This is a genomic window from Providencia sp. PROV202 (genome assembly GCF_028479565.1).
Lineage (GTDB): Bacteria > Pseudomonadota > Gammaproteobacteria > Enterobacterales > Enterobacteriaceae > Providencia > Providencia zhijiangensis.
Genome location: NZ_JAMPNV010000018.1, coordinates 19,293 through 40,111, shown reverse-complemented (window position 1 = coordinate 40,111; position 20,819 = coordinate 19,293). Strand labels below are relative to the sequence as shown.

Below are 20,819 nucleotides of genomic sequence, written 5' to 3'. Positions count from 1 at the left end.
TCATATTTATATTAAGGTATAGCCACCAACAGCATTATCATACGAAATTTGAAGAAGGCTATGCGCTCTTACGCGATCTTACTTCTATCCATAATATTGCTGTAATCTGGGCTCTCTAATGCAATCAGCTCATCCAGCAGAGCCGTCAATTGCTGCATCTTCTCTTGGGAGAAAGCCTGTTCAATCTTTTGATAACCCTCTTCAACTTCCTGACGCGCCTTGTCATACAAGTCTTGCCCTGTTGGGGTCAGTGAGACATACAGTTTACGTTGGTCATTCAATGGCTTTAAACGGAAAATAAGCCCTTCACGTTCCATACGAGTCAAAATTCCCGTTAAGCTCGGGCGCAAAATACAGGTTTGTACTGATAATTCATGAAAATCAATAGAGCGATTATCCGCTAGCACGCGGATGATACGCCATTGCTGTTCGGTCAAATTATAGGACTTTAATATTGGTCGAAAGAAGCCCATTGCGGTCTCTCGCGCCTGTAATAATGCAATTGTCAATGATTCATGCATAAGCTTAAAACTCACCACGCTATTTAAAGTTATGAAACACCCACGACAGGGGGTTAGTCAGCCTCCGTGCTGGTTACCATTTTTAACGCTGCCATTTTTAATGCGGCTGTTTTTTTAACACTACCGTTTTTAACGCCGCTTTAAGGGTTAGCAATAAATCATAGGGTAACTGCAACACACTCAATTATCTTAAATGCAAGAGTAGCATGCAGCACTAACAATCACAAAGAAAAACACCAAAATATTAATGAGTAAATAAATTTTATTAAAAACCTAAAGTTAATATATTGTAAAATCCTAAAAGTTAAAAAAATAATAAACTCATTATATACAGCCAGTTACACAGTCACCTCTTTATTATGTTAATAAGATCACAATTAAAATTAACATTTCCATAAAGCTATTGCTTATTACAAAATAATACTTTATTAATATATTAATAATTACTCAGAATCGATCTCTTTAATAAGGAGTTGTCAATGAAAGGCACTGTTTTTGCCGTTGCCCTCAACCATCAAAGCCAGCTTGATCATTGGCTCGAGGCGTTCCAGCAAGCCCCTTATAAAACCCCACCGAAAACACCTGTGTGGTTTATTAAGCCGCGTAATACACGCATTAATTCCGAGGATAACATCCTGCATCCTGCTGGCGAAGAAGTGCAAAGTGGCGCAACGCTGGCGTTAGTGATTGGTAAAGATGCACGCAAAGTTAGCGCTCAGAATGCACTGGAATTTATTGCTGGTTTTGCTCTGGCGAATGAAGTTAGCCTGCCAGAAGACACCTTCTACCGCCCTGCGATTAAAGCAAAATGCCGTGATACTTTCTGCCCAATCGGCGAGTTAGTGAAAACATCGTTATCTTCACCTGTTGAGATAGTGACACTAATTAACGGCCAAGAAGCTGACAGATGGTCAACCAAGGATCTCGTTCGTAGCGCAAGCGAATTAGTGGCTGCACTGAGCGACTTTGCAACCCTAAAACAAGGGGATGTGATTTTACTGGGTACTCCTCATAAACGCGTCACCATCAAACCGGGTGATCACGTTGAGATCCAAGCAGCTGGCTTCCCAAGCCTCAAGAACAACGTTGTTGCGGCAGGAGGACAATAATCATGAAACACGCAAAAATTCGTTATCAAGGCACTGAATATTCCGTCACTGTCGGTGACGACGAAACCATCAAGCTGCCAAATGGCAATGTAATTGCTGGCGATAGCGCAGATGTTGAATGGCTACCACCTGCACAAGGTACTTTATTCGCGTTAGGTCTGAACTATGCCGACCACGCCACTGAATTAGAATTTAAGCCACCTGAAGAGCCACTGATTTTTATCAAAGCAGAAAACAGCTTAACCGGTCACCGCCAAGTCTCCGTTCGCCCAGACAATGTTGAATATATGCACTATGAGTCTGAGCTGGTCGTGATTATTGGCAAAGCGGCACACAAAGTTTCTCAAGAAGATGCCATGGATTACGTCGCAGGCTACACCGTATGTAACGACTACGCGATCCGTGACTATTTAGAGAATTACTACCGTCCAAACCTGCGCGTAAAAAGCCGCGATACGTTGACGCCAATCGGCCCATGGATGGTAGACAAGTCAGATATTAAAGATCCACACAACCTCGCACTGTACACCTACGTTAATGGTGAATTGCGTCAAAAAGGCACCACCGCGGATCTGATTTTTAATATCCCATTTTTAATTGCCTACCTAAGTGACTTTATGACACTGCAACCGGGCGACATGATCGCAACGGGCACGCCAAAAGGGCTGTCCGATGTGATTCCAGGTGATGAAGTGATCGTTGAAGTTGAAGGTGTGGGCAGGCTGATCAATACCATTATCAGCGAAAAAGAGTATGAGGAGCGAGTGTGATGACTAAGATTAACCATTGGATCAACGGTAAAAATGTTGAAAGCAAAGAGTATTTCGAAACCACTAACCCAGCAACGGGTGAAGTATTAGCGGAAGTGGCATCCGGCGGCCAAGACGAGATCAACCAAGCGGTTGCTGCTGCAAAAGAAGCCTTCCCTAAGTGGGCAAACACGCCAATGAAAGAACGCGCACGCTTAATGCGCCGCTTAGGTGAGCTGATCGACGAAAACGTTCCTCAAATTGCTGAGATGGAAACTAACGATACTGGTTTACCTATCCATCAAACTAAAAACGTGTTAATCCCTCGTGCGTCACACAACTTTGAATTCTTTGCTGAAATTTGCCAGCAAATGAACGGTCGCACCTATCCGGTTGACGACAAAATGATGAACTACACCTTGATCCAGCCAGTGGGTGTGTGCGGATTAATTTCGCCGTGGAACGTACCATTTATGACCGCGACATGGAAAACAGCACCATGTTTAGCGCTAGGTAACACCGCGGTTCTGAAAATGTCTGAATTATCTCCACTATCTGCAAACCGTTTAGGTGAATTAGCCCTTGAAGCGGGTATCCCTGCGGGCGTACTGAACGTGGTGCAAGGTTACGGTGCTACAGCGGGTGATGCACTGGTGAAACACCATGACGTTCGCGCTGTCTCCTTCACTGGGGGCACCGCAACGGGTCGCGCCATTATGCAAAACGCGGGTCTGAAAAAATACTCAATGGAATTAGGCGGCAAATCTCCGGTTCTGATTTTTGAAGATGCCGACATTGAACGTGCAATGGATGCCGCGCTGTTCACCATTTTCTCTATCAATGGCGAGCGTTGTACTGCGGGTTCACGTATTTTCATTCAAGAAAGCATTTACCCAGAATTCGTAAAACGCTTTGCTGAGCGTGCAAATCGCCTGATCGTTGGCGACCCAACGGATCCGAAAACCCAAGTGGGCGCGCTGATCAGTCAACAGCACTGGAACAAAGTGTCTGGTTATATCCGTATTGGTATGGAAGAAGGTGCAACCTTGTTAGCGGGTGGCCCAGACAAACCAACGGATCTGCCGGCTCATCTGAAAAATGGTCATTTCCTGCGCCCTACGGTTCTGGCGGATGTGGACAACCGTATGCGGGTGGCTCAAGAAGAGATCTTCGGACCAGTCGCTTGTTTGATCCCATTCAAGACCGAAGAAGATGGTCTGCGTATGGCGAACGATGTGGAGTACGGTCTGGCTTCTTATATTTGGACTCAAGATGTCAGCAAGATCCTGCGTCTTTCTCGCAATATTGAAGCCGGTATGGTGTTTGTTAACACCCAAAACGTCCGTGACTTACGCCAACCATTCGGCGGCGTAAAAGCCTCCGGTGTGGGCCGTGAAGGCGGCGAATATAGCTTCGAAGTCTTCGCGGAAATGAAGAACGTTTGTATCTCCTACGGCGACCACAACATCCCACGCTGGGGTGTGTAATAAAAAGCAAAATTATTCCGTAGCAAGCTACACCATTCTTTATTCTAAGTAATTTTGAATCAATGATAATTAATTTAGCTACTTATCCTAAATAATTCGTGTTGTAGCTAGGCGGCAAGTGAAGTTATCCCTAGGAGCATACTGAAGTATGTGACTAGGGTGACTTTATGAAGCCAACAACGCTACGGCGCGAAGTATGACGGATAAGCTAAGGGGGAAGGAAATGGGTAAGTTGGCATTAACGGCGAAGGTAACACACGTCCCATCAATGTACCTATCTGAACTGCCGGGCAAAAACCACGGCTGTCGCCAAGCCGCCATTGATGGGCACAAAGAAATCAGTCGTCGCTGCCGTGAACTCGGTGTCGACACCATTATCGTTTTTGACACTCACTGGCTGGTCAACAGCGCTTATCACATTAACTGTGCCGATCACTTCAAAGGCATCTATACCAGTAATGAATTGCCGCATTTTATCCGCGATATGGAATATGAGTATGACGGCAACTCTGTATTGGGTCAGATGATCGGTGAAGAAGCTCGCAAGCTAGGCGTTCGCGCTCAAGCTCATGAAATTCCAAGCCTAACTCTGGAGTACGCAACGCTGGTTCCAATGCGTTATATGAACAGCGACCGCCACTTTAAAGTGATCTCCATTTCAGCATTCTGTACCTCACACAGCTTTGAAACTAGCCGTAAATTAGGTGAAGCCGTACTGACTGCGATTGAAAAATATGATGGTACCGTGGCGGTATTAGCGAGTGGCTCCCTGTCTCACCGCTTTATTGATGATCATCGTGCGGAAGACGGTATGAACAGCTATACCCGCGAATTTGATGAGCAAATGGACAAACGCGTCGTCAAACTGTGGCGTGAAGGTCGTTTCGCTGAATTCTGCAAAATGCTGCCAGAGTACGCGGACTACTGCTACGGCGAAGGTCACATGCATGACACCGTGATGTTACTGGGTCTGCTCGGTTGGGATAAATATGACGAGAAAGTGGAAGTATTGACCGACCTGTTCGCCAGCTCCGGAACTGGGCAAATCAACGCGATTTTCCCGCTGCCAAAGTTTATTACTGATAAACAAGCTGCCAACGCATAAGGAACGGATATGCCTCATTTTTATGCTGAATGCACCGACAACATTCGTGAAGAAGCCGCCCTACCCGAGCTGTTCGCTAAAGTAAACAGCGCACTAGCTGGCACAGGAATTTTCCCGTTAGGGGGTATTCGTAGCCGTGCAATCTGGCTGGATACTTGGCAAATGGCGGATGGCAAACACGATTACGCGTTTGTGCATATGACTTTAAAAATTGGTGCGGGTCGCTCCCTTGAAGATCGCCAAAAAACTGGGGAGATGCTGTTTGATCTGATCAAAGTACATTTTGCCGATTTAATGGCAAAGCGTTACTTGGCGCTCTCTTTCACCATGGAAGAGCTCGATCCTGTTCTGAACTACAAACAGAACAATGTGCATGCCTTGTTTAAGTCATAGAAAGTTTAAGTCATAAAAATTTAAGTTGTCATTGATGCGTATTCATTGATAAATCACGATAGGGGGCAATATGCCAATTTCATTTACCAATAGACCGATACCGCGCTGGTTGATCCCGTTACTGGGCTCACTGGTGGCGTTCGGTCCCCTATCGATTGACATGTACTTGCCAGCCTTACCACAAATGGCACAAGCGCTGAATGCCACCCAAGGACAGATGCAGTATACCCTCGGGGCATTCTTTGCAGGTTTCTGCGTCGGCATGTTGTTTTATGGTCCCCTGAGCGATCTGCTAGGACGCCGTAAAATGTTGCTAAGTGGACTGGTCATTTTTACCCTCGCCAGCCTGCTATGCGCCCAAGCCACCAGCTCGGAAGCCTTAATTACCTTTAGAGCATTACAAGCATTTGGAAGTGGTGCCGCGATAGTGATGGCGCGCGCCATTGCCCGTGATGTGTATCCTTCTAGCGAGCTGCCTAAAGTGCTGTCACTGATGACATTAGTCACCATGATAGCCCCATTATTAGCGCCATTAGTGGGCGGGTTTTTATTAATTCATTTTGAATGGCAAGTCATTTTCTATGTGCTCGCGGCCGTGGGATTGTGCTCTGTTTCAGCAATTTTCTTACTGCTACCTGAAACCTTGCCTCATCAGCGTGAATCCCGCCATTTAGTGGGTATCGCCTTTCATAATTATCGGTTGGTGCTCACAGACCGAGAAGCACTGAGTATCATTGGCACCATGGCATTCTCTTTTGCCGGTATGTTCGCCTTTATCAGTGGTTCACCGTTTGTGTATATCAATTATTTTGGTGTTTCTGAACAGTATTATGGGCTGCTGTTTGGCTGCAATATTTTGGGCATGATTGCCATGTTGCTGCTTAACGTCCGGTTGCTCAAGGTGTATAGCCTGCCACGAATCTTGGGCATGCAAAGCGGTATCCAATTGATTTTTGGTGTCCTGTTGTTAATTTTCTATCAACAAAGCCTACCAATTATTGTTATCCTAGTGGTTCTGTTCCTATCGATGGTTAATGCTATCGGCACCAACAGTTTGTCACTGTTACTGCAACACCGCGGGAAAATCGCAGGCAGCGCCAGTGCGCTCGCCATCTCAATTCAGTTTGCCTTGGCAGCCCTTGCCAGTGTTGCAGTGTCCATACTACAAGATGAATCCCCATTTGCTATGGCACTCGTAATGGCGATTTGTGCCGGACTGAGTTTTTCAAGCCAACGCTTGTCCGCTAAAAATGTCCACGCACACGTTCATTCAGTGTCTTCGGAGAACAACGAAAAATGAGCTTAAACACCAATTCTAAATTATTCCGCCAACAGGCTTACATTAATGGTCAATGGGTGAATGCCCAAGACAGTAGCCAGTTTGATGTGACTAACCCAGCAAATGGAGAAGTGATTGCTCGCGTCAGTAATGTGGGTGCCACGGAAACTCAGCAAGCCATTGAAGCCGCAGAAAAAGCATTGCCAGCTTGGCGTGCCAAAAGCGCTAAAGAACGCAGCCAAATTCTGAATAAATGGTTCCGTTTAATGATGGAAAACCAAAAAGAACTCGCGCAGATCCTGAGTACTGAGCAAGGTAAATCCCTCAATGAATCTATGGGTGAAATTGCCTACGGCGCCAGCTTTATCGAGTGGTTTGCCGAAGAAGGTAAACGCACTTACGGTGAAACTATCCCATCCCCACTGCCGGGTCGCCGCTTAGTGACCATCAAGCAGCCAGTGGGTGTGGTCGCCGCTATCACCCCTTGGAACTTCCCGAATGCGATGATCACCCGCAAAGTCGGCCCTGCCCTCGCGGCGGGTTGCACCATGGTACTAAAACCTGCGGCTGAAACCCCATTATCTGCGTTGGCATTAGCCGCGTTAGGTGAAGAAGCGGGTATCCCTGCTGGCGTATTCAATATCGTCCCGGGTACCGATGCCAAAGCGATTGGTGCAGTCATGACTTCAAGCCCGATTGTTCGCAAACTAACCTTCACCGGTTCTACCCGCGTGGGTAAATTACTGATGGAACAGTGCGCAGATACCGTGAAAAAAATGTCTCTGGAATTAGGTGGTAACGCACCGTTTATCGTATTTGACGATGCGGATTTAGATGCTGCGGTTCAAGGGGCTTTAGCGGCTAAATTCCGTAATAGCGGACAAACTTGCGTGTGTGCAAACCGTATTTTAGTTCAAGAAGGTGTTTACGATGAGTTCGCGGCTCGCCTCGCGAAAGCCGTGAGTGCCTTAAAAATTGGTCCAGCGACCCAAGCTGATTCTGAGCAAGGCCCGCTTATCAACCAAGCTGCCGTGGATAAAGTGTCTGAGCACATCGCGGATGCCGTTTCGAAAGGCGCTTCTATCGCTGCGGGCGGTAAATCATCCAGCCTTGGTGGTCTGTTCTTCGAACCTACCGTATTGGTCAATGTGACTGAATCCATGAAAGTCGCGAAGGAAGAGACATTTGGCCCATTAGCACCGTTATTTAAATTCCGTGATGAACAAGAAGCTATCGACCTCGCCAACGATACTGAGTTTGGCCTGGCATCCTATTTCTATTCACGTGATATCGGACGTATCTACCGTGTGGCTGAAGCATTAGAAAGCGGCATGGTGGGTATTAACGAAGGCATTATTTCAAATGAAGTGGCTCCGTTTGGTGGTATTAAGCAGTCAGGACTTGGTCGTGAAGGCTCACGCTACGGAATCGAAGATTATCTGGAAGTGAAATATCTCTGCTTTGGTGGTCTTTCTAATTAGAAAGAAACATTAGCTGGCGGTCTTCGCTTTTAAAATCTTAGCTCTAAATAATTCAAGTTAGAACAAAACAGTAAATGAGACTAATCCCCTAAGAGCATACCGTGTGACTAGGGGATAGGCGCAAGCCTATCGTGAAGCTAACGTAGTTATAGCTCGAAGTATGACGAGCTGAGGTGCAAAAGGAAAAATAAGATGTTGCAACAAGATACCATTTCAACAATCGCTCAACGCCTAAACCAAGCGGAAAAAAGCCGCCAGCAAATCCGTCAAATCTCTTTGGATCATCCCGAGATGACCATTGAAGATGCCTATGCCATTCAAAAAGAGTGGGTCGGCTTAAAGCTGGCGGAAGGGCGTGTATTAAAAGGGCATAAAATCGGTCTGACATCCAAAGCGATGCAAGCCAGTTCTCAGATTGATGAGCCGGATTATGGCGCACTACTCGATGATATGTTCTTTGATGATGGCTGTGATATTCCAACCGATCGCTTTATCGTTCCGCGTATTGAAGTTGAACTGGCATTCGTGTTAGCAAAACCGCTGCGCGGCCCTAACTGCACCTTATTTGATGTGTATAACGCGACGGACTATGTGATCCCCGCTTTAGAGCTGATCGATGCCCGTTGCCACAATATCGATCCTGACACTAACCGTCCACGTAAAGTGTTCGACACCATTTCAGATAACGCGGCAAACGGCGCAGTCATCTTAGGCGGACGTCCGATTAAACCTCGCGATTTAGACATGCGTTGGATCAGCGCTTTGCTTTATCGTAACGGCGTGATTGAAGAATCCGGTGTTGCGGCGGCAGTTCTGAATCACCCTGCCAATGGTGTGGCATGGTTAGCCAATAAATTAGCCCCGCACAATGTCGAGCTACAGCCGGGACAAATTATCCTTGGCGGTTCATTCACTCGCCCTGTTCCTGCTCGTAAAGGGGATGTTTTCCACGTTGACTACGGCGTGATGGGCTCAATTAGCTGCCGCTTTGTATAAGGAGTTCGCTGTGGATCTGTTAGAAAATAAATTCAAAAAAGCCCTGAAAACAGGCAAACCACAAATTGGTTTATGGCTAGGATTGTGCAGCCCATACAGCGCTGAGCTGGTTGCGGGCGCTGGATTTGATTGGCTGTTGATCGATGGTGAACATGCACCAAACAATGTGCAAACCACCTTAGCGCAATTACAAGCTATCGCTCCGTATCCATCGCAACCCGTGGTTCGCCCGGCATGGAATGAGCCGGTGATTATCAAGCAATTGCTGGATATCGGCGCACAAACACTTTTACTGCCAATGGTGCAAAATGCGGAACAAGCAGAGCAAGCGGTACGCTCAACTCGTTATCCACCGGCGGGAATTCGTGGGGTGGGCAGTGCCTTAGCGCGCGCCTCTCGCTGGAATCGTATTCCTGATTATTTAAAACGCGCTAATGATGAAATGTGCGTGATTGTCCAAGTGGAAACCCGCGAAGCTATCAAAAACCTACCTGAAATACTCAAAGTTGAAGGGGTTGATGGTGTCTTTATCGGTCCTGCGGATCTGAGTGCAGATATGGGCTTTTCTGGCAACCCAAATCACCCTGAAGTGAAAGCGGTGATTGAAGATGCCATTAAGCAAATTCGAGCAGCAGGTTTAGCGCCGGGAATTTTGATGGCAGCGCCGGATATCGCGGAACACTATATTAAGCTCGGCGCCCTGTTTGTCGCCGTGGGTGTGGATACCACATTATTAGCGCGCACCGCTGAAGCCCTTGCGGCGAAATTTGGTAAAACAGTTTCCGATATGGATAACAGCGCATCTAGCGTGTACTAAGCAATCTGAACTCCTCTAGGTCGTTCAATTTTACCCTACGCTCATGGGCGACCTAGATAGTAAGCAATAAAATCGCAACCACAACAAGGCAGCCCAAATGACTGCCTAGTAGACCCTTGTACCTATAATAAATTGTAATTAGAGGGCATTATAATGAGTCATTCACAGAATGTTGCTAGTACCAACCCTGCAGAGCAACATAAGAACCTTACCGAACCGCAACAGCGGGTGATTAATAAGCTTTTTAAACGACTGATCGTATTTCTGTTCGTTCTGTTTGTTTTCTCGTTCTTAGACCGGATTAATATCGGCTTTGCGGGACTAACAATGGGGAAAGACATCGGTCTGACATCTACCATGTTTGGTCTAGCGGCTACCCTGTTTTATGCAACTTACGTTATTTTTGGTATTCCAAGTAACATCATGCTCGGCATTGTCGGCGCTCGTCGCTGGATTGCCACTATCATGGTGTTATGGGGTATAGCCTCTACCGCAACAATGTTCGCCACCGGGCCAACCAGTTTATATATTCTGCGTATGCTGGTGGGTATTGCTGAAGCCGGTTTCTTACCGGGAATTTTAGTTTACTTAACTTACTGGTTCCCAGCTTATTTCCGTGCTCGTGCTAACGCGCTATTTATGATTGCAATGCCTGTCACCATGGCATTTGGCTCGCTAGCTTCTGGTTATATTCTGGGGCTGGATGGCGTTTTAGATCTGAAAGGCTGGCAATGGTTATTCTTACTGGAAGGTTTCCCATCCGTACTGCTGGGTATTTTAGTGTGGTTTTATCTGGATGATTCTCCGAAGAAAGCGAAGTGGCTGACTCAGGAAGATAAAGACACCCTGCAAGAGATGATGGATAAAGATCAATTAGAATTAGTACAGCCACACGGTTCAAAAAGCCAGACTGCACTACAAAATACCAGTCTGTGGAAAGAGATTTTCACCCCAGTGATCTTAATGTATACCGTTGCCTATTTCTGTCTAACTAACACACTGAGTGCCATTAATATTTGGACGCCACAAATTATGCAGAGTTTTAATCAGGGCAGCAGTAATGCCATGATTGGGCTATTAACGGCGATCCCTCAGTTCTGTACGATTTTGGGGATGATTTATTGGAGCCGTCGTTCGGATCGCTTGCAAGAGCGTAAGATGCACACTGCGTTGCCGTATTTGTTTGCGGCGGCAGGTTGGATCATTGCAGCAATGACTCATCAGCCAATGATCCAATTATTGGGGATCATTATGGCATCCACAGGTTCGTTTACTGCGATGGCGGTTTTCTGGACCACGCCAGATCAGTCGATCAGTTTACGCGCTCGCGCAATCGGTATTGCCGTAATCAACGCAACAGGTAATATAGGCTCCGCGGTCAGTCCACTATTAATCGGTTGGCTGAAAGATCAAACGGGTAGCTTCAATTCCGGTCTCTATTTTGTAGCCGGTTTGCTGGTCGTCGGTGCCCTTCTGGTCATCGCCATCCCAATGAAAAACTCAAGACCAAGAGCCACACCGTAAACGGTAGAATTATATAGTTTTGTTAGCTAAAAATGAGTGCTGCAACAAATTGAAAATATTTAGATTTTTTAATTCTCCCTTAAATATTGTTCAAAATAATTCAAGTTGCAGCTAGGCGGCAAGCAAGTTAATCCCTAGGAGCATACACCAGTATGTGACTAGGGTTATCTTGTGAAGCCAACAACGCTGCAGCTTGAAGAATGAAGAACAATTCGAGTTGTAGCTAGGCGGCGAACGGCGAATCTTGGGGAGCATACATAAGTATGTGACCCGAGTAACGGAGTGAAGCCAACAACGCTGCGGCTTGAAGAATGAAGAACAATTATGACGGGCATTACAAACATAGATATTGGGAAGGATTATGATGACGTCCTGGGCAACGACGACGTCCACTACCAAACCTTCGGTAAACTCGCCGCCTTCTTCGGCCGCGACATGCCTGCTCATCGTCACGATGGCTATTTCCAATTACACTATTTAGTCACTGGGCATATTACGCTTCAGCTGGATGAGTCTCGTTATTCTGTGCAGGCACCGCTATTTATTTTAACGCCCCCTTCTGTCGCCCATGCGTTTTTTACCCAAGAAGATACTGACGGGCATGTACTGACCGTACGGCAAGATTTAATTTCGCCACTATTGGAATCACTTTATTCTGCCAACCTAGACAGAGTGGATATTCCGGCAATTTGTTTATCTGTCGCGGATAAACCCCAAGATATTGAAACTTTTAATCATTATTGGGATTTAATGGCGCGGGAATCTGCCAATAACTATATTGGTCGAGACCAAGTGTTATCTTCACTTGCCCAAGCCCTATTCACCTTTTTACTGCGCTCTGTCCCTCTTGACGAGCACCACGTTAGCGGCGTGCGTGGTGAACATCGATTATTCCAACGTTTTAACCAGCTTATCGATATGCATTATCGCGAGCATCTCTCTGTCCCTGATTATGCGGATAAACTCGGCGTCACCGAATCTCGCTTAAAAGATATGTGCCGGCGATTTGCCAACCGCCCTCCGAAGAAACTCATTTTTGATAGGATTTTACGAGAAGCCAAACGCATGCTGCTCTTTTGCGATATCTCCGTTTCTGAAATCGCCTATCAACTTGGATTTAAAGATCCAGCCTATTTTGCCCGCTTTTTTAATCGTTCAGAGGGCACCTCACCGAGCCAATGGCGCGAGCAAAATATCCACTAAATCGTGGATACTAAAATTTTAGCATCCCTCTTAAATTATTTTACATAATGCAAACATTTTTGATGTCTTGCACTTTTATTTTTAAAGTTACACTTGTACTATTAGTCGCAAACAAAAAGTGAATATAGAGCTCAAAAAACAACCAAATAAAACAATGGCAAATAAAAGTCATTAAGTTTTTAATAAAAATTAAAGCAATGATAAATAAGAGTTTATTTAAAATAAATGAAATAGCATTAATATTAAAATATCGATAAGATCACATTTCTTTCATAAAACCATCTCACCAACGAAAAGTACCAGCGTTTCTTTGGAAAGTCTCTTTTAAAACCCCACAGAAAACGATTCAATTAGTAAACACAAAACAAACATAAAATTAACATCATTCAAGCTTGCAACCTTTGTTCGCCGACAACCCGCAAGCCCTCTTTGTTCTAAAACGAGGTAGACATGAAACCAGAAGATTTTCGTTCCGATGCTAAGCGCCCATTTAATAGCCAAGAATATCTAAAAAGTTTGCAAGATGGTCGCGAGATTTATATCTATGGTGAGCGTGTTAAAGATGTCACCACGCACCCTGCTTTTCGTAACTCTGCAGCTTCTATAGGACAGTTATATGATGCGCTTCATGATAAATCGACTCATGACCAGCTTTGCTGGGGCACAGACACAGGCAACGGCGGGTATACACACAAATTCTTCCGCTTCGCAAAAAGTGCCGATGACTTACGCCAACAACGCGACGCCATCGCCGATTGGTCACGCCAAAGCTACGGATGGATGGGACGCACTCCAGACTATAAGGCGGCATTCGCCAGCTGTTTAGGGGCTAACCCAGAATATTATGGTCAGTTTGCCGACAACGCACGCAACTGGTACAAACGTATTCAAGAGAGCGGTTTATACTTTAACCATGCAATTGTTAACCCACCTATCGATCGCCATAAGCCTGCCGATGAAGTTAAAGATGTTTATATAAAGCTAGAAAAAGAAACTGATGCAGGTATTATCGTCAGCGGTGCAAAAGTTGTTGCAACCAACTCTGCGTTAACACACTACAACTTTATCGGTTTTGGTTCTGCACAAGTCATGGGTGATAACCCTGATTTTGCTCTGATGTTTGTTGCACCAATGGATGCGGACGGTGTGAAATTAATTTCCCGTGCATCTTATGAATTAGTTGCTGGTGCAACAGGGGCTCCGTTTGATTACCCGTTATCAAGCCGTTTTGATGAGAATGATGCCATTCTGGTCATGGATCATGTGTTAATTCCATGGGAAAACGTGCTGATTTATCGTGATTTCGACCGTGCTCGTAACTGGGCGGTACAAGGTGGCTTTGCTCGCCTGTTCCCATTACAAGCGTGTGTACGTTTAGCCGTCAAACTGGACTTCATTACAGGTCTTCTACAAAAGAGCCTTGAATGTACGGGTGTTATTGATTTCCGTGGCGTTCAAGCGGATCTTGGTGAAGTGGTTGCTTGGCGTAACCTGTTCTGGTCACTGACTGATGCTATGTGTTCAGAAGCAAAAGCTTGGGAAGGCGGCGCGTTCCTGCCAGATACTCAAGCCATCCAAACGTATCGCGTTATGGCACCAATGGCCTACACCAAAATCAAGAATATCATCGAAAGTAACGTAACAAGTGGTTTGATCTATCTGCCATCAAGCGTTCGTGATATGAATAACCCAGAGATTGACAAATATCTGGCAAAATATGTTCGCGGTTCAAATGGGATGGATCACGTTGAACGTATTAAAATTTTAAAATTAATGTGGGATGCTATCGGTAGTGAATTCGGTGGTCGCCACGAGCTGTATGAAATTAACTACGCGGGAAGCCAAGACGAAATTCGTCTGCAATGTCTGCGTCATGCATACGGTTCTGGCAATATGAAAGCCATGACAGATATGGTTGATCGCTGCCTGTCTGACTATGATCAGCACGGCTGGAAGCGCCCTCACCTGCACAACAACAACGATATTAATCTGTTAGATTCGCTGCTGAAGTAATCGGCAGCAGGAGGTCAAAATGTCTTTAGAAAATGAACATCGCTTACGCTTCAGAGATGCGATGGCAAGTCTCGGTGCCGCTGTTAACATCGTCACCACGGATGGTCCAGAAGGTCGTTGCGGTATTACTGCCACCGCGGTGTGTTCTGTGACTGATACGCCACCAACTTTGATGGTATGCGTTAACCGCAACAGTGCTATGAATGCGGTTTTTCAAAAGAATGGCCGCCTGTGCGTTAACGTTCTCAACCATGACCAAGAAGATTTAGCTTGTCACTTTGCGGGTATGAAAGGCTCGACAATGGATGAGCGCTTTGGATGGGATATGTGGGATAAAGGTATTTTAGAACAACCATTGTTAAGAAATGCCCTTGCGAATCTTGAGGGGGAAATTACCCAAGTCCAAGATATTGGCACTCACTCTGTCTATATGGTTGAGATGAAAAAGATTGTTGTTAGCGATGATGGACACGGTTTAGTCTATTTTAAACGTAAATTCCATCCCGTTTTGCATAAAATTTTAGAACCTACGGCCTAATTGACCTTCATTATGTAAAACAAGCCCCTATTAAGGGGCTTTTTTATTACCTTAATCTAACTTAATGATCTTAAATGAAATAAATAATTAAGCTATTTCTGTCTAATTGACACCGACCAAATTAGAGGTATAAACTGGATTAATACTTATATAACACCTAAATAAATAAAAATAATCAAAATATGAAATATCTTATAAATAATATTATTTATGACAGCCATCAGGGGTTGTTATATCGCGATAATATCGACGATGCAATTAAACTAACTACCACACTAAACCGCTTATTATTGGTGTTAGTGCAAAATAATGGTGAAGTTTTAGATAGGGATACATTATTAAGCCGAGTATGGGATGAACATAACCAAGTTGCATCTGATAATAACCTTAATAGCAGCATTTCTGTTTTACGCCGCCACCTTTCTTCCTTTTTTGAGGAGGAAATTATTACAACGATTCCCAAAGTGGGCATAAAGTTTGATGCAAAATTACAGTCTCTATCGACTGAATTAAATCAAGAGCCCCATCAAGAAGAGCAACCCAATATATTACTTAAGGAATCTGAACAGCCTTCAATTATAGAAAATACCCCACCACTATCGGTAAAGAAAAAGAGTTACATTCTCAATAACCGCTATATTGAGCTTACCTTAGTTGTCATTATTATTTTTTGCTTGTTGTATCTTTTTAAAAGCTATTTTTTTGCTACGCGCACTGAATACCCTGAAGTTGGACGTATTGACCAATGCAGTATACGCTATATAAATAGCTACCATAAACCTGATATGACCACGATCAATTTTACTGACTTACAAAATCAGCTAACTCGATTAAACATTGATTGTAAAAAACCAGCAACCTTGTTTTATTACAACGTGGGTATCGTCACTAACGATAAAAATCTCTATGATAACTTTTTGTTTTTATCTTATTGTCCTACCACCCCAAAAGACAGTGCAACTGTGAGTTGTGAGAATTTCTATGTCAAATAAGAAATCGGTCAGAACCGTTTGGTTACTGATTGTTTCAACTATATTAGTCATTATGAGCGGTTATTTTTATTATATAAATCATACTCCCGTCGTTCCAAATTGCCGAGCAACTTTGAAAATTAACATATCAGACAGTCGTTCAGATTTAAAAGGATACTACCTATTAAGTATTATCCCAAATGAGCATGCTCCTGATCATCATACTTTTATAATGAATGGAACAATTAATAGTAATGGAACAAATTATGCAATTTCTCGTAAGTTTTATATGAAATATGTCTATCAAGGTGGGCATTTTTTTTCACGCGTTGAAAATATTTTCATTGATCCAAGTGACCAAGCCCAAGATAAAATCAAAATACGCGGAATTCCACAGAAAGACCAAATCTATTTTGTGAAAATAAAACGTTTAAGTGATAAAAATTATATTTTTGAAGAAAATTTTTCCCCTCTTTTTATTTGTACTATTTGACCTATCTCAGTAATTTCTCAATAACATCTCAATAACTACAAAAATAGAGCATCGAATTATGATATTTGATGCTCTATTTTTTTATAACTTAAAATTTACTTGTTAATTTACCTTAAAGCAAAAGTCATTAAACATTCATCGCCAGACGATATTGAAATTAAAACATTAAAATCAACGTTAAAAACATTAATATTAGAATTAAATATTTTACTTTATTAAAGTATCAACATTTTATTTCAAAAAACTCCTCTAATGGATAAACTTGTTTTCGTCGAAATGACTTACACAAAAAGCCTACGAATGGATACATCAGGCAAATTGCATTCAACACTTCAGGGAATGATTTAACGTTTAGTACTTTTAAATACCAAGTACGTTTAAAAATGAAGTCTTCAATCCTAAGTTGAAACATTCAGTTGCTTAGGCTTTTTAGGGACTGACAATTACTTATCTTTAAGGATCTATAATATGAAATTGAATAAATTATCTGTTGCTGTTTTATTTGCAGCTTCTACTCTGTCTGCTTCAGTTTTAGCTAGCGGTAACACAGGTGAATTACATTTCAGCGGTCAAGTTATTAACTCTCCATGTAATATCGAATCTGAAAGCACTAAACAAGAAGTTCCTTTTGGTCAACTTTCACGTGCATCTTTAGAAGCTGGTAATGCAGCAGAAAAAAATATCGCAATTAAATTAAAAGAATGTAACTTCGACGAATTCAGTAAAGATACTGAAGGTAAATGGGTTGCAGTTAAAGACATCAAAATTACTTTCGGTGGTAAAAACTACGTCGGTACAAATAAAGAATTCTTAGGCGTAACTGGTACTGCTACTAACGTTGGTATTCAAATTAAAGATTTTAAATTTGATGAAGCTAAATCTATTCTGAACCAAATTCGTAACAGACAAGGTGAAAACGTTCTGGAATTTACTGCATTAGCAAAACGTGTTGATGCTGCAACTCCAGTAACTGAAGGTGAATTTAACTCTATCGCTGATTTCAAAATCACTTACGAGTAATTTTTATGGGAGGGGAAACCCTCCCAATAAAAAGGTTCATTATGCGAAATTTATTTTTTTTATGGTCAATATTATTAACACCTTTTATTTCTAATGCTGAATACACAATTGATGGCGGTATTCGTGGCGAAACAGTGATGCGTGGATATATTGTTGCTGCCCCTTGCTCAATAGAAACAGACAGCCAATATCAATATATTAATTATGACCTTGTTTCTAAAAGTGACATCAGTACAGAAGAAGCAAAAAATAATAATAGAAAAATATTCAACATTAAATTAAACAACTGCATTAGTGAATATGACAAAGATAATAGCAAAGGCATAAAAATTAAATTCTTTGCCAATAGTGATATCTACAACAATGCAATCAAACTATCAGGCCCCACGGATGGCGTCGTTGTCTATATTTATGACACCAATAACAATTTAGTCACTCCGAATAAATCGTATTCTATTTCAAATAGCGCCATTTACTTTGATAGAAAAACAAAAACTAGCTTTTTGAAATATGAAACAGAAATTGACACCATTAATAATGAGATTGAACCCGGAAATTACTTTGCCACGATTAAATTCAATGTGAGTTACGACTAATAAATATTTTAAATGATAAGAACACTATGGCTAAATTTAATGTTTTTCACCAGTTAATTATTATATCTTGCTTATCCAGTATTCCTACTGTCGCTTTTTCTGTTGAATTTAATACAGATATGCTTGATACCAAAGATACTCAGAATATTGACTTTAGCCAGTTTTCTCAGGCCGGATTTATTATGCCTGGAAATTATCACTTAACGATTAAAGTCAATAACGAACGTTTGGGTAACGCGCGCGATATTACTATTGGTGCACCTACGTCTTCTGAAGATTCATTATTTAGTGTCATATGTATTCCAGCGGAAATTACAGATCAACTCGGTTTAAAACCTGAAGCGATTCGTTTAGTCAAATATCGTGATAACGATCAGTGTATGGATTTATCTGCTCTTGAAGGTAGTACGCTGAGTGTGGATTTATCGACGCTAACATTGTCAATTCTGATCCCACAAAGTTATTTGGAATATACCGATCCAAGCTGGGTGCCACCTTCTCGCTGGGAAGAAGGTATTAATGGTTTTTTACTCGACTATTCCTTAACGGGCTCATTCAGCCGTCGAGATAGCGGAACCAAAGAGTCCTATTTATCAGCTAACGGAACCACAGGATTAAACCTTGGCGCGTGGCGTTTACGTGGGGATTACCAAGCAAACTACCGTAAATCATCGGGTAACTATAACAATGAATATAGCGATGCCATATTCAGCCGTTTATATGCTTATCGTTCATTAGCAAATATCGCCTCGGTTCTCACGTTAGGGGAAAACTATTTCTATTCCGCAATTTTTGATTCTTGGCAGTTTACCGGTTTGTCATTAGAAACCGACGAAAATATGCTACCACCCAAACTGACGGGGTATGCACCTGAGATTATTGGGATAGCACAAACTAACGCAACGGTCATCGTTAAAAGCCATGATCGTATCGTGTTAGAGACCACGGTTCCTGCGGGACCGTTCCAGATCCAAACGTTGGATAGCTCAATTCGTGGAACCTTGGATGTCACCGTACGTGAAGAAAATGGCGAAGAGCAAAAATTCAGCATCACCACGGCGGCACTCCCCTACTTAACGCGTCCGGGACAAATTCGCTACAAATTTGCCGTTGGTAAACCACGTTACGATGGTCGTCACCTGGAAGGGGACATGACCGCATCAGGCGAGCTGTCATATGGACTTAACAATATTTGGTCTATTTATGGTGGTTCGATTTTATCCAAAAACTACCAAGCTTTTTCTGCGGGTTTTGGGCGAGACTTATTTACCTTCGGGAGCCTGTCATTTGACGTGACACAATCCCATGCGAAATTGCTGGACAACACCCTGACAGGGCGCAGCTATCGCTTAAGTTATTCAAAATCGTTTGATGAAGCGAGGACAGATATCACCTTCGCAGGATATCGATTCTCGGATGAAACCTATCGTTCTTTGCAACAAACACTGGATGAACGTCGCACGGGGACAGAAACCCAAGCGCATAAAGAGAGCTATCAGGTCAATATTAATAAATATTTTGACTCGTTCTCGCTGGGTGGAAATTACCAGTACAACACGTATTGGAATAGCCAAACCGAAGAGCAATTTGGGGCTTACATTAACACCGCATTCAATATTGTCGCTTTAGGGTTGAAAAACATTAGCCTAACTGCATCAGCGACTCGATCCAAAAGATCTGGATATCAAGATGATGCGATTAATTTGTACGTCACAGTTCCATTCACTATGGGGAGTAGTTTTAGTTTCTCTGAAGGCTACACAAAAGACCAGAGTGGACGCCGCTCATCAACCCATAATGTGGGATACAGCGGCTACAGCGATCAACGTAGCTATAACCTCAACGTGGGTTATCAAACGGGACAATTTCAGGATTCACAAACCAGTTTCAGCGGTTACTTGAGCCAGAACTTTCCAACGGCATCGCTATCCGCCAATGCCAGTTATGTACCGAACCAATACCACACCATTGGTGGTTCGATAAATGGTGGGATCACGTTGGTCAAAGAAGGGATTGCAATGCATCAGGCAGCCTATGGTGGAACACGCTTAGTCGTTGAAACGCCAGGCGCGAGTAACGTGCCATTAAATGGCGGTGTTTATAAAACTAACCGCTTTGGCTTAACCGTACTCCCTAACGTAAGTAGCTATCGCAAGACAACAGCATCAATTAATACCAGTAAATTACCGAACAATATCGAAGCGTTAGAGAGCGTTACCGAAGCCACATTAACTCGTGGAGCCATCGGTTATCGCAGCCTTAATGTTATCCAAGGGGAAAAAACCTTTGCCCGTTTAAAATTGGCAGATGGTACTTATCCACCCTTTGGCGCCAGTGTGCGTAATAAAAATAACATTGAGCTCGGCATTGTGGGTGAGCAAGGGATCACATGGATTGTCGGCGTGATGCCAAATGACCTGCTTAACCTTTACTGGGGAAATAAATTGCAATGCAGCACGCAAGTCACTGAGTTTAAAAACAGTGCGGAAAGCTACCCTGTATTAATTTGTCATTAGGAAACAAT

Annotated in this window: 19 protein-coding genes; 18 read left to right on the top strand and 1 reads right to left on the bottom strand. The window is 43.3% G+C overall.

The annotated features are described in order from the left end of the window. Window positions 1–68: 68 nt before the first annotated feature. Window positions 69–521: a homoprotocatechuate degradation operon regulator HpaR gene (gene hpaR, locus PR799_RS13540; protein ID WP_272522415.1), complete on the bottom strand. Its 453-nt coding sequence runs from the start codon at window positions 519–521 to the stop codon at window positions 69–71. A gap of 479 nt (window positions 522–1,000) precedes the next feature. Between hpaR and PR799_RS13535 the strand changes: the two genes are divergently transcribed. The 18 genes from PR799_RS13535 (at window position 1,001) to PR799_RS13450 (ending at window position 20,811) form a co-directional block, all read left to right on the top strand. Next, entirely contained in the window at window positions 1,001–1,630 is a 630-nt protein-coding gene (locus PR799_RS13535) for a fumarylacetoacetate hydrolase family protein (RefSeq protein WP_154628263.1), read from the top strand. 2 nt (window positions 1,631–1,632) lie between these two features. Continuing rightward, complete coding sequence (locus tag PR799_RS13530) at window positions 1,633–2,400, top strand: fumarylacetoacetate hydrolase family protein (protein WP_154628264.1); 768 nt, start codon at window positions 1,633–1,635, stop codon at window positions 2,398–2,400. Then, window positions 2,400–3,866: a 5-carboxymethyl-2-hydroxymuconate semialdehyde dehydrogenase gene (hpaE, locus tag PR799_RS13525; RefSeq protein ID WP_006657319.1), complete on the top strand. Its 1,467-nt coding sequence runs from the start codon at window positions 2,400–2,402 to the stop codon at window positions 3,864–3,866. The genes PR799_RS13530 and hpaE overlap by 1 nt, the downstream gene beginning before the upstream one ends. 223 nt (window positions 3,867–4,089) lie before the next feature. Beyond that, a complete protein-coding gene (gene hpaD, locus PR799_RS13520) occupies window positions 4,090–4,971 on the top strand; it encodes a 3,4-dihydroxyphenylacetate 2,3-dioxygenase (RefSeq protein WP_006662718.1) in 882 nt (293 codons plus the stop codon). Window positions 4,972–4,980: 9 nt separating this feature from the next. Then, on the top strand, window positions 4,981–5,364 hold the full coding sequence (locus PR799_RS13515; protein ID WP_006657317.1) for a 5-carboxymethyl-2-hydroxymuconate Delta-isomerase: 384 nt from the start codon (window positions 4,981–4,983) through the stop codon (window positions 5,362–5,364). A 70-nt stretch (window positions 5,365–5,434) separates the two neighbouring features. Then, complete coding sequence (locus PR799_RS13510; protein WP_195848248.1) at window positions 5,435–6,664, top strand: Bcr/CflA family multidrug efflux MFS transporter; 1,230 nt, start codon at window positions 5,435–5,437, stop codon at window positions 6,662–6,664. After that, window positions 6,661–8,124, top strand: a complete 1,464-nt coding sequence (locus PR799_RS13505; RefSeq protein ID WP_272522412.1) for an NAD-dependent succinate-semialdehyde dehydrogenase — start codon at window positions 6,661–6,663, stop codon at window positions 8,122–8,124. Before PR799_RS13510 ends, PR799_RS13505 begins: the two co-directional genes overlap by 4 nt. A 192-nt stretch (window positions 8,125–8,316) precedes the next feature. Further along, on the top strand, window positions 8,317–9,120 hold the full coding sequence (gene hpaH, locus PR799_RS13500; protein WP_006662720.1) for a 2-oxo-hept-4-ene-1,7-dioate hydratase: 804 nt from the start codon (window positions 8,317–8,319) through the stop codon (window positions 9,118–9,120). 10 nt (window positions 9,121–9,130) lie between these two features. Next, window positions 9,131–9,937 carry a 4-hydroxy-2-oxoheptanedioate aldolase gene (gene hpaI / locus PR799_RS13495; protein ID WP_036954009.1) on the top strand — a complete coding sequence of 269 codons (807 nt, stop codon included), beginning with the start codon at window positions 9,131–9,133 and terminating at the stop codon, window positions 9,935–9,937. A 153-nt stretch (window positions 9,938–10,090) separates the two neighbouring features. Beyond that, on the top strand, window positions 10,091–11,461 hold the full coding sequence (gene hpaX, locus PR799_RS13490; protein WP_272522410.1) for a 4-hydroxyphenylacetate permease: 1,371 nt from the start codon (window positions 10,091–10,093) through the stop codon (window positions 11,459–11,461). Between the two features lie 324 nt (window positions 11,462–11,785). After that, window positions 11,786–12,664 (top strand): 4-hydroxyphenylacetate catabolism regulatory protein HpaA, encoded by an 879-nt coding sequence (gene hpaA, locus PR799_RS13485; RefSeq protein WP_154604476.1) that lies wholly within the window; start codon window positions 11,786–11,788, stop codon window positions 12,662–12,664. 450 nt (window positions 12,665–13,114) lie between these two features. Then, a complete protein-coding gene (gene hpaB / locus PR799_RS13480; protein WP_108479482.1) occupies window positions 13,115–14,677 on the top strand; it encodes a 4-hydroxyphenylacetate 3-monooxygenase, oxygenase component in 1,563 nt (520 codons plus the stop codon). 19 nt (window positions 14,678–14,696) lie between these two features. Then, entirely contained in the window at window positions 14,697–15,215 is a 519-nt protein-coding gene (gene hpaC / locus PR799_RS13475; protein WP_272522409.1) for a 4-hydroxyphenylacetate 3-monooxygenase, reductase component, read from the top strand. Between the two features lie 299 nt (window positions 15,216–15,514). Further along, window positions 15,515–16,207: a winged helix-turn-helix domain-containing protein gene (locus tag PR799_RS13470; RefSeq protein WP_442959923.1), complete on the top strand. Its 693-nt coding sequence runs from the start codon at window positions 15,515–15,517 to the stop codon at window positions 16,205–16,207. Next, complete coding sequence (locus PR799_RS13465; protein WP_272522406.1) at window positions 16,197–16,679, top strand: FidL-like protein; 483 nt, start codon at window positions 16,197–16,199, stop codon at window positions 16,677–16,679. Before PR799_RS13470 ends, PR799_RS13465 begins: the two co-directional genes overlap by 11 nt. Before the next feature lie 468 nt (window positions 16,680–17,147). After that, window positions 17,148–17,699: a fimbrial protein gene (locus tag PR799_RS13460; RefSeq protein ID WP_006657258.1), complete on the top strand. Its 552-nt coding sequence runs from the start codon at window positions 17,148–17,150 to the stop codon at window positions 17,697–17,699. A gap of 41 nt (window positions 17,700–17,740) precedes the next feature. Continuing rightward, a complete protein-coding gene (locus PR799_RS13455) occupies window positions 17,741–18,295 on the top strand; it encodes a fimbrial protein (RefSeq protein ID WP_272522405.1) in 555 nt (184 codons plus the stop codon). Window positions 18,296–18,321: 26 nt separating this feature from the next. Beyond that, the gene (locus PR799_RS13450; RefSeq protein WP_272522404.1) at window positions 18,322–20,811 is read left to right on the top strand and encodes a fimbria/pilus outer membrane usher protein; all 2,490 of its coding nucleotides are present in this window, start codon (window positions 18,322–18,324) and stop codon (window positions 20,809–20,811) included. Window positions 20,812–20,819: the final 8 nt, after the last annotated feature.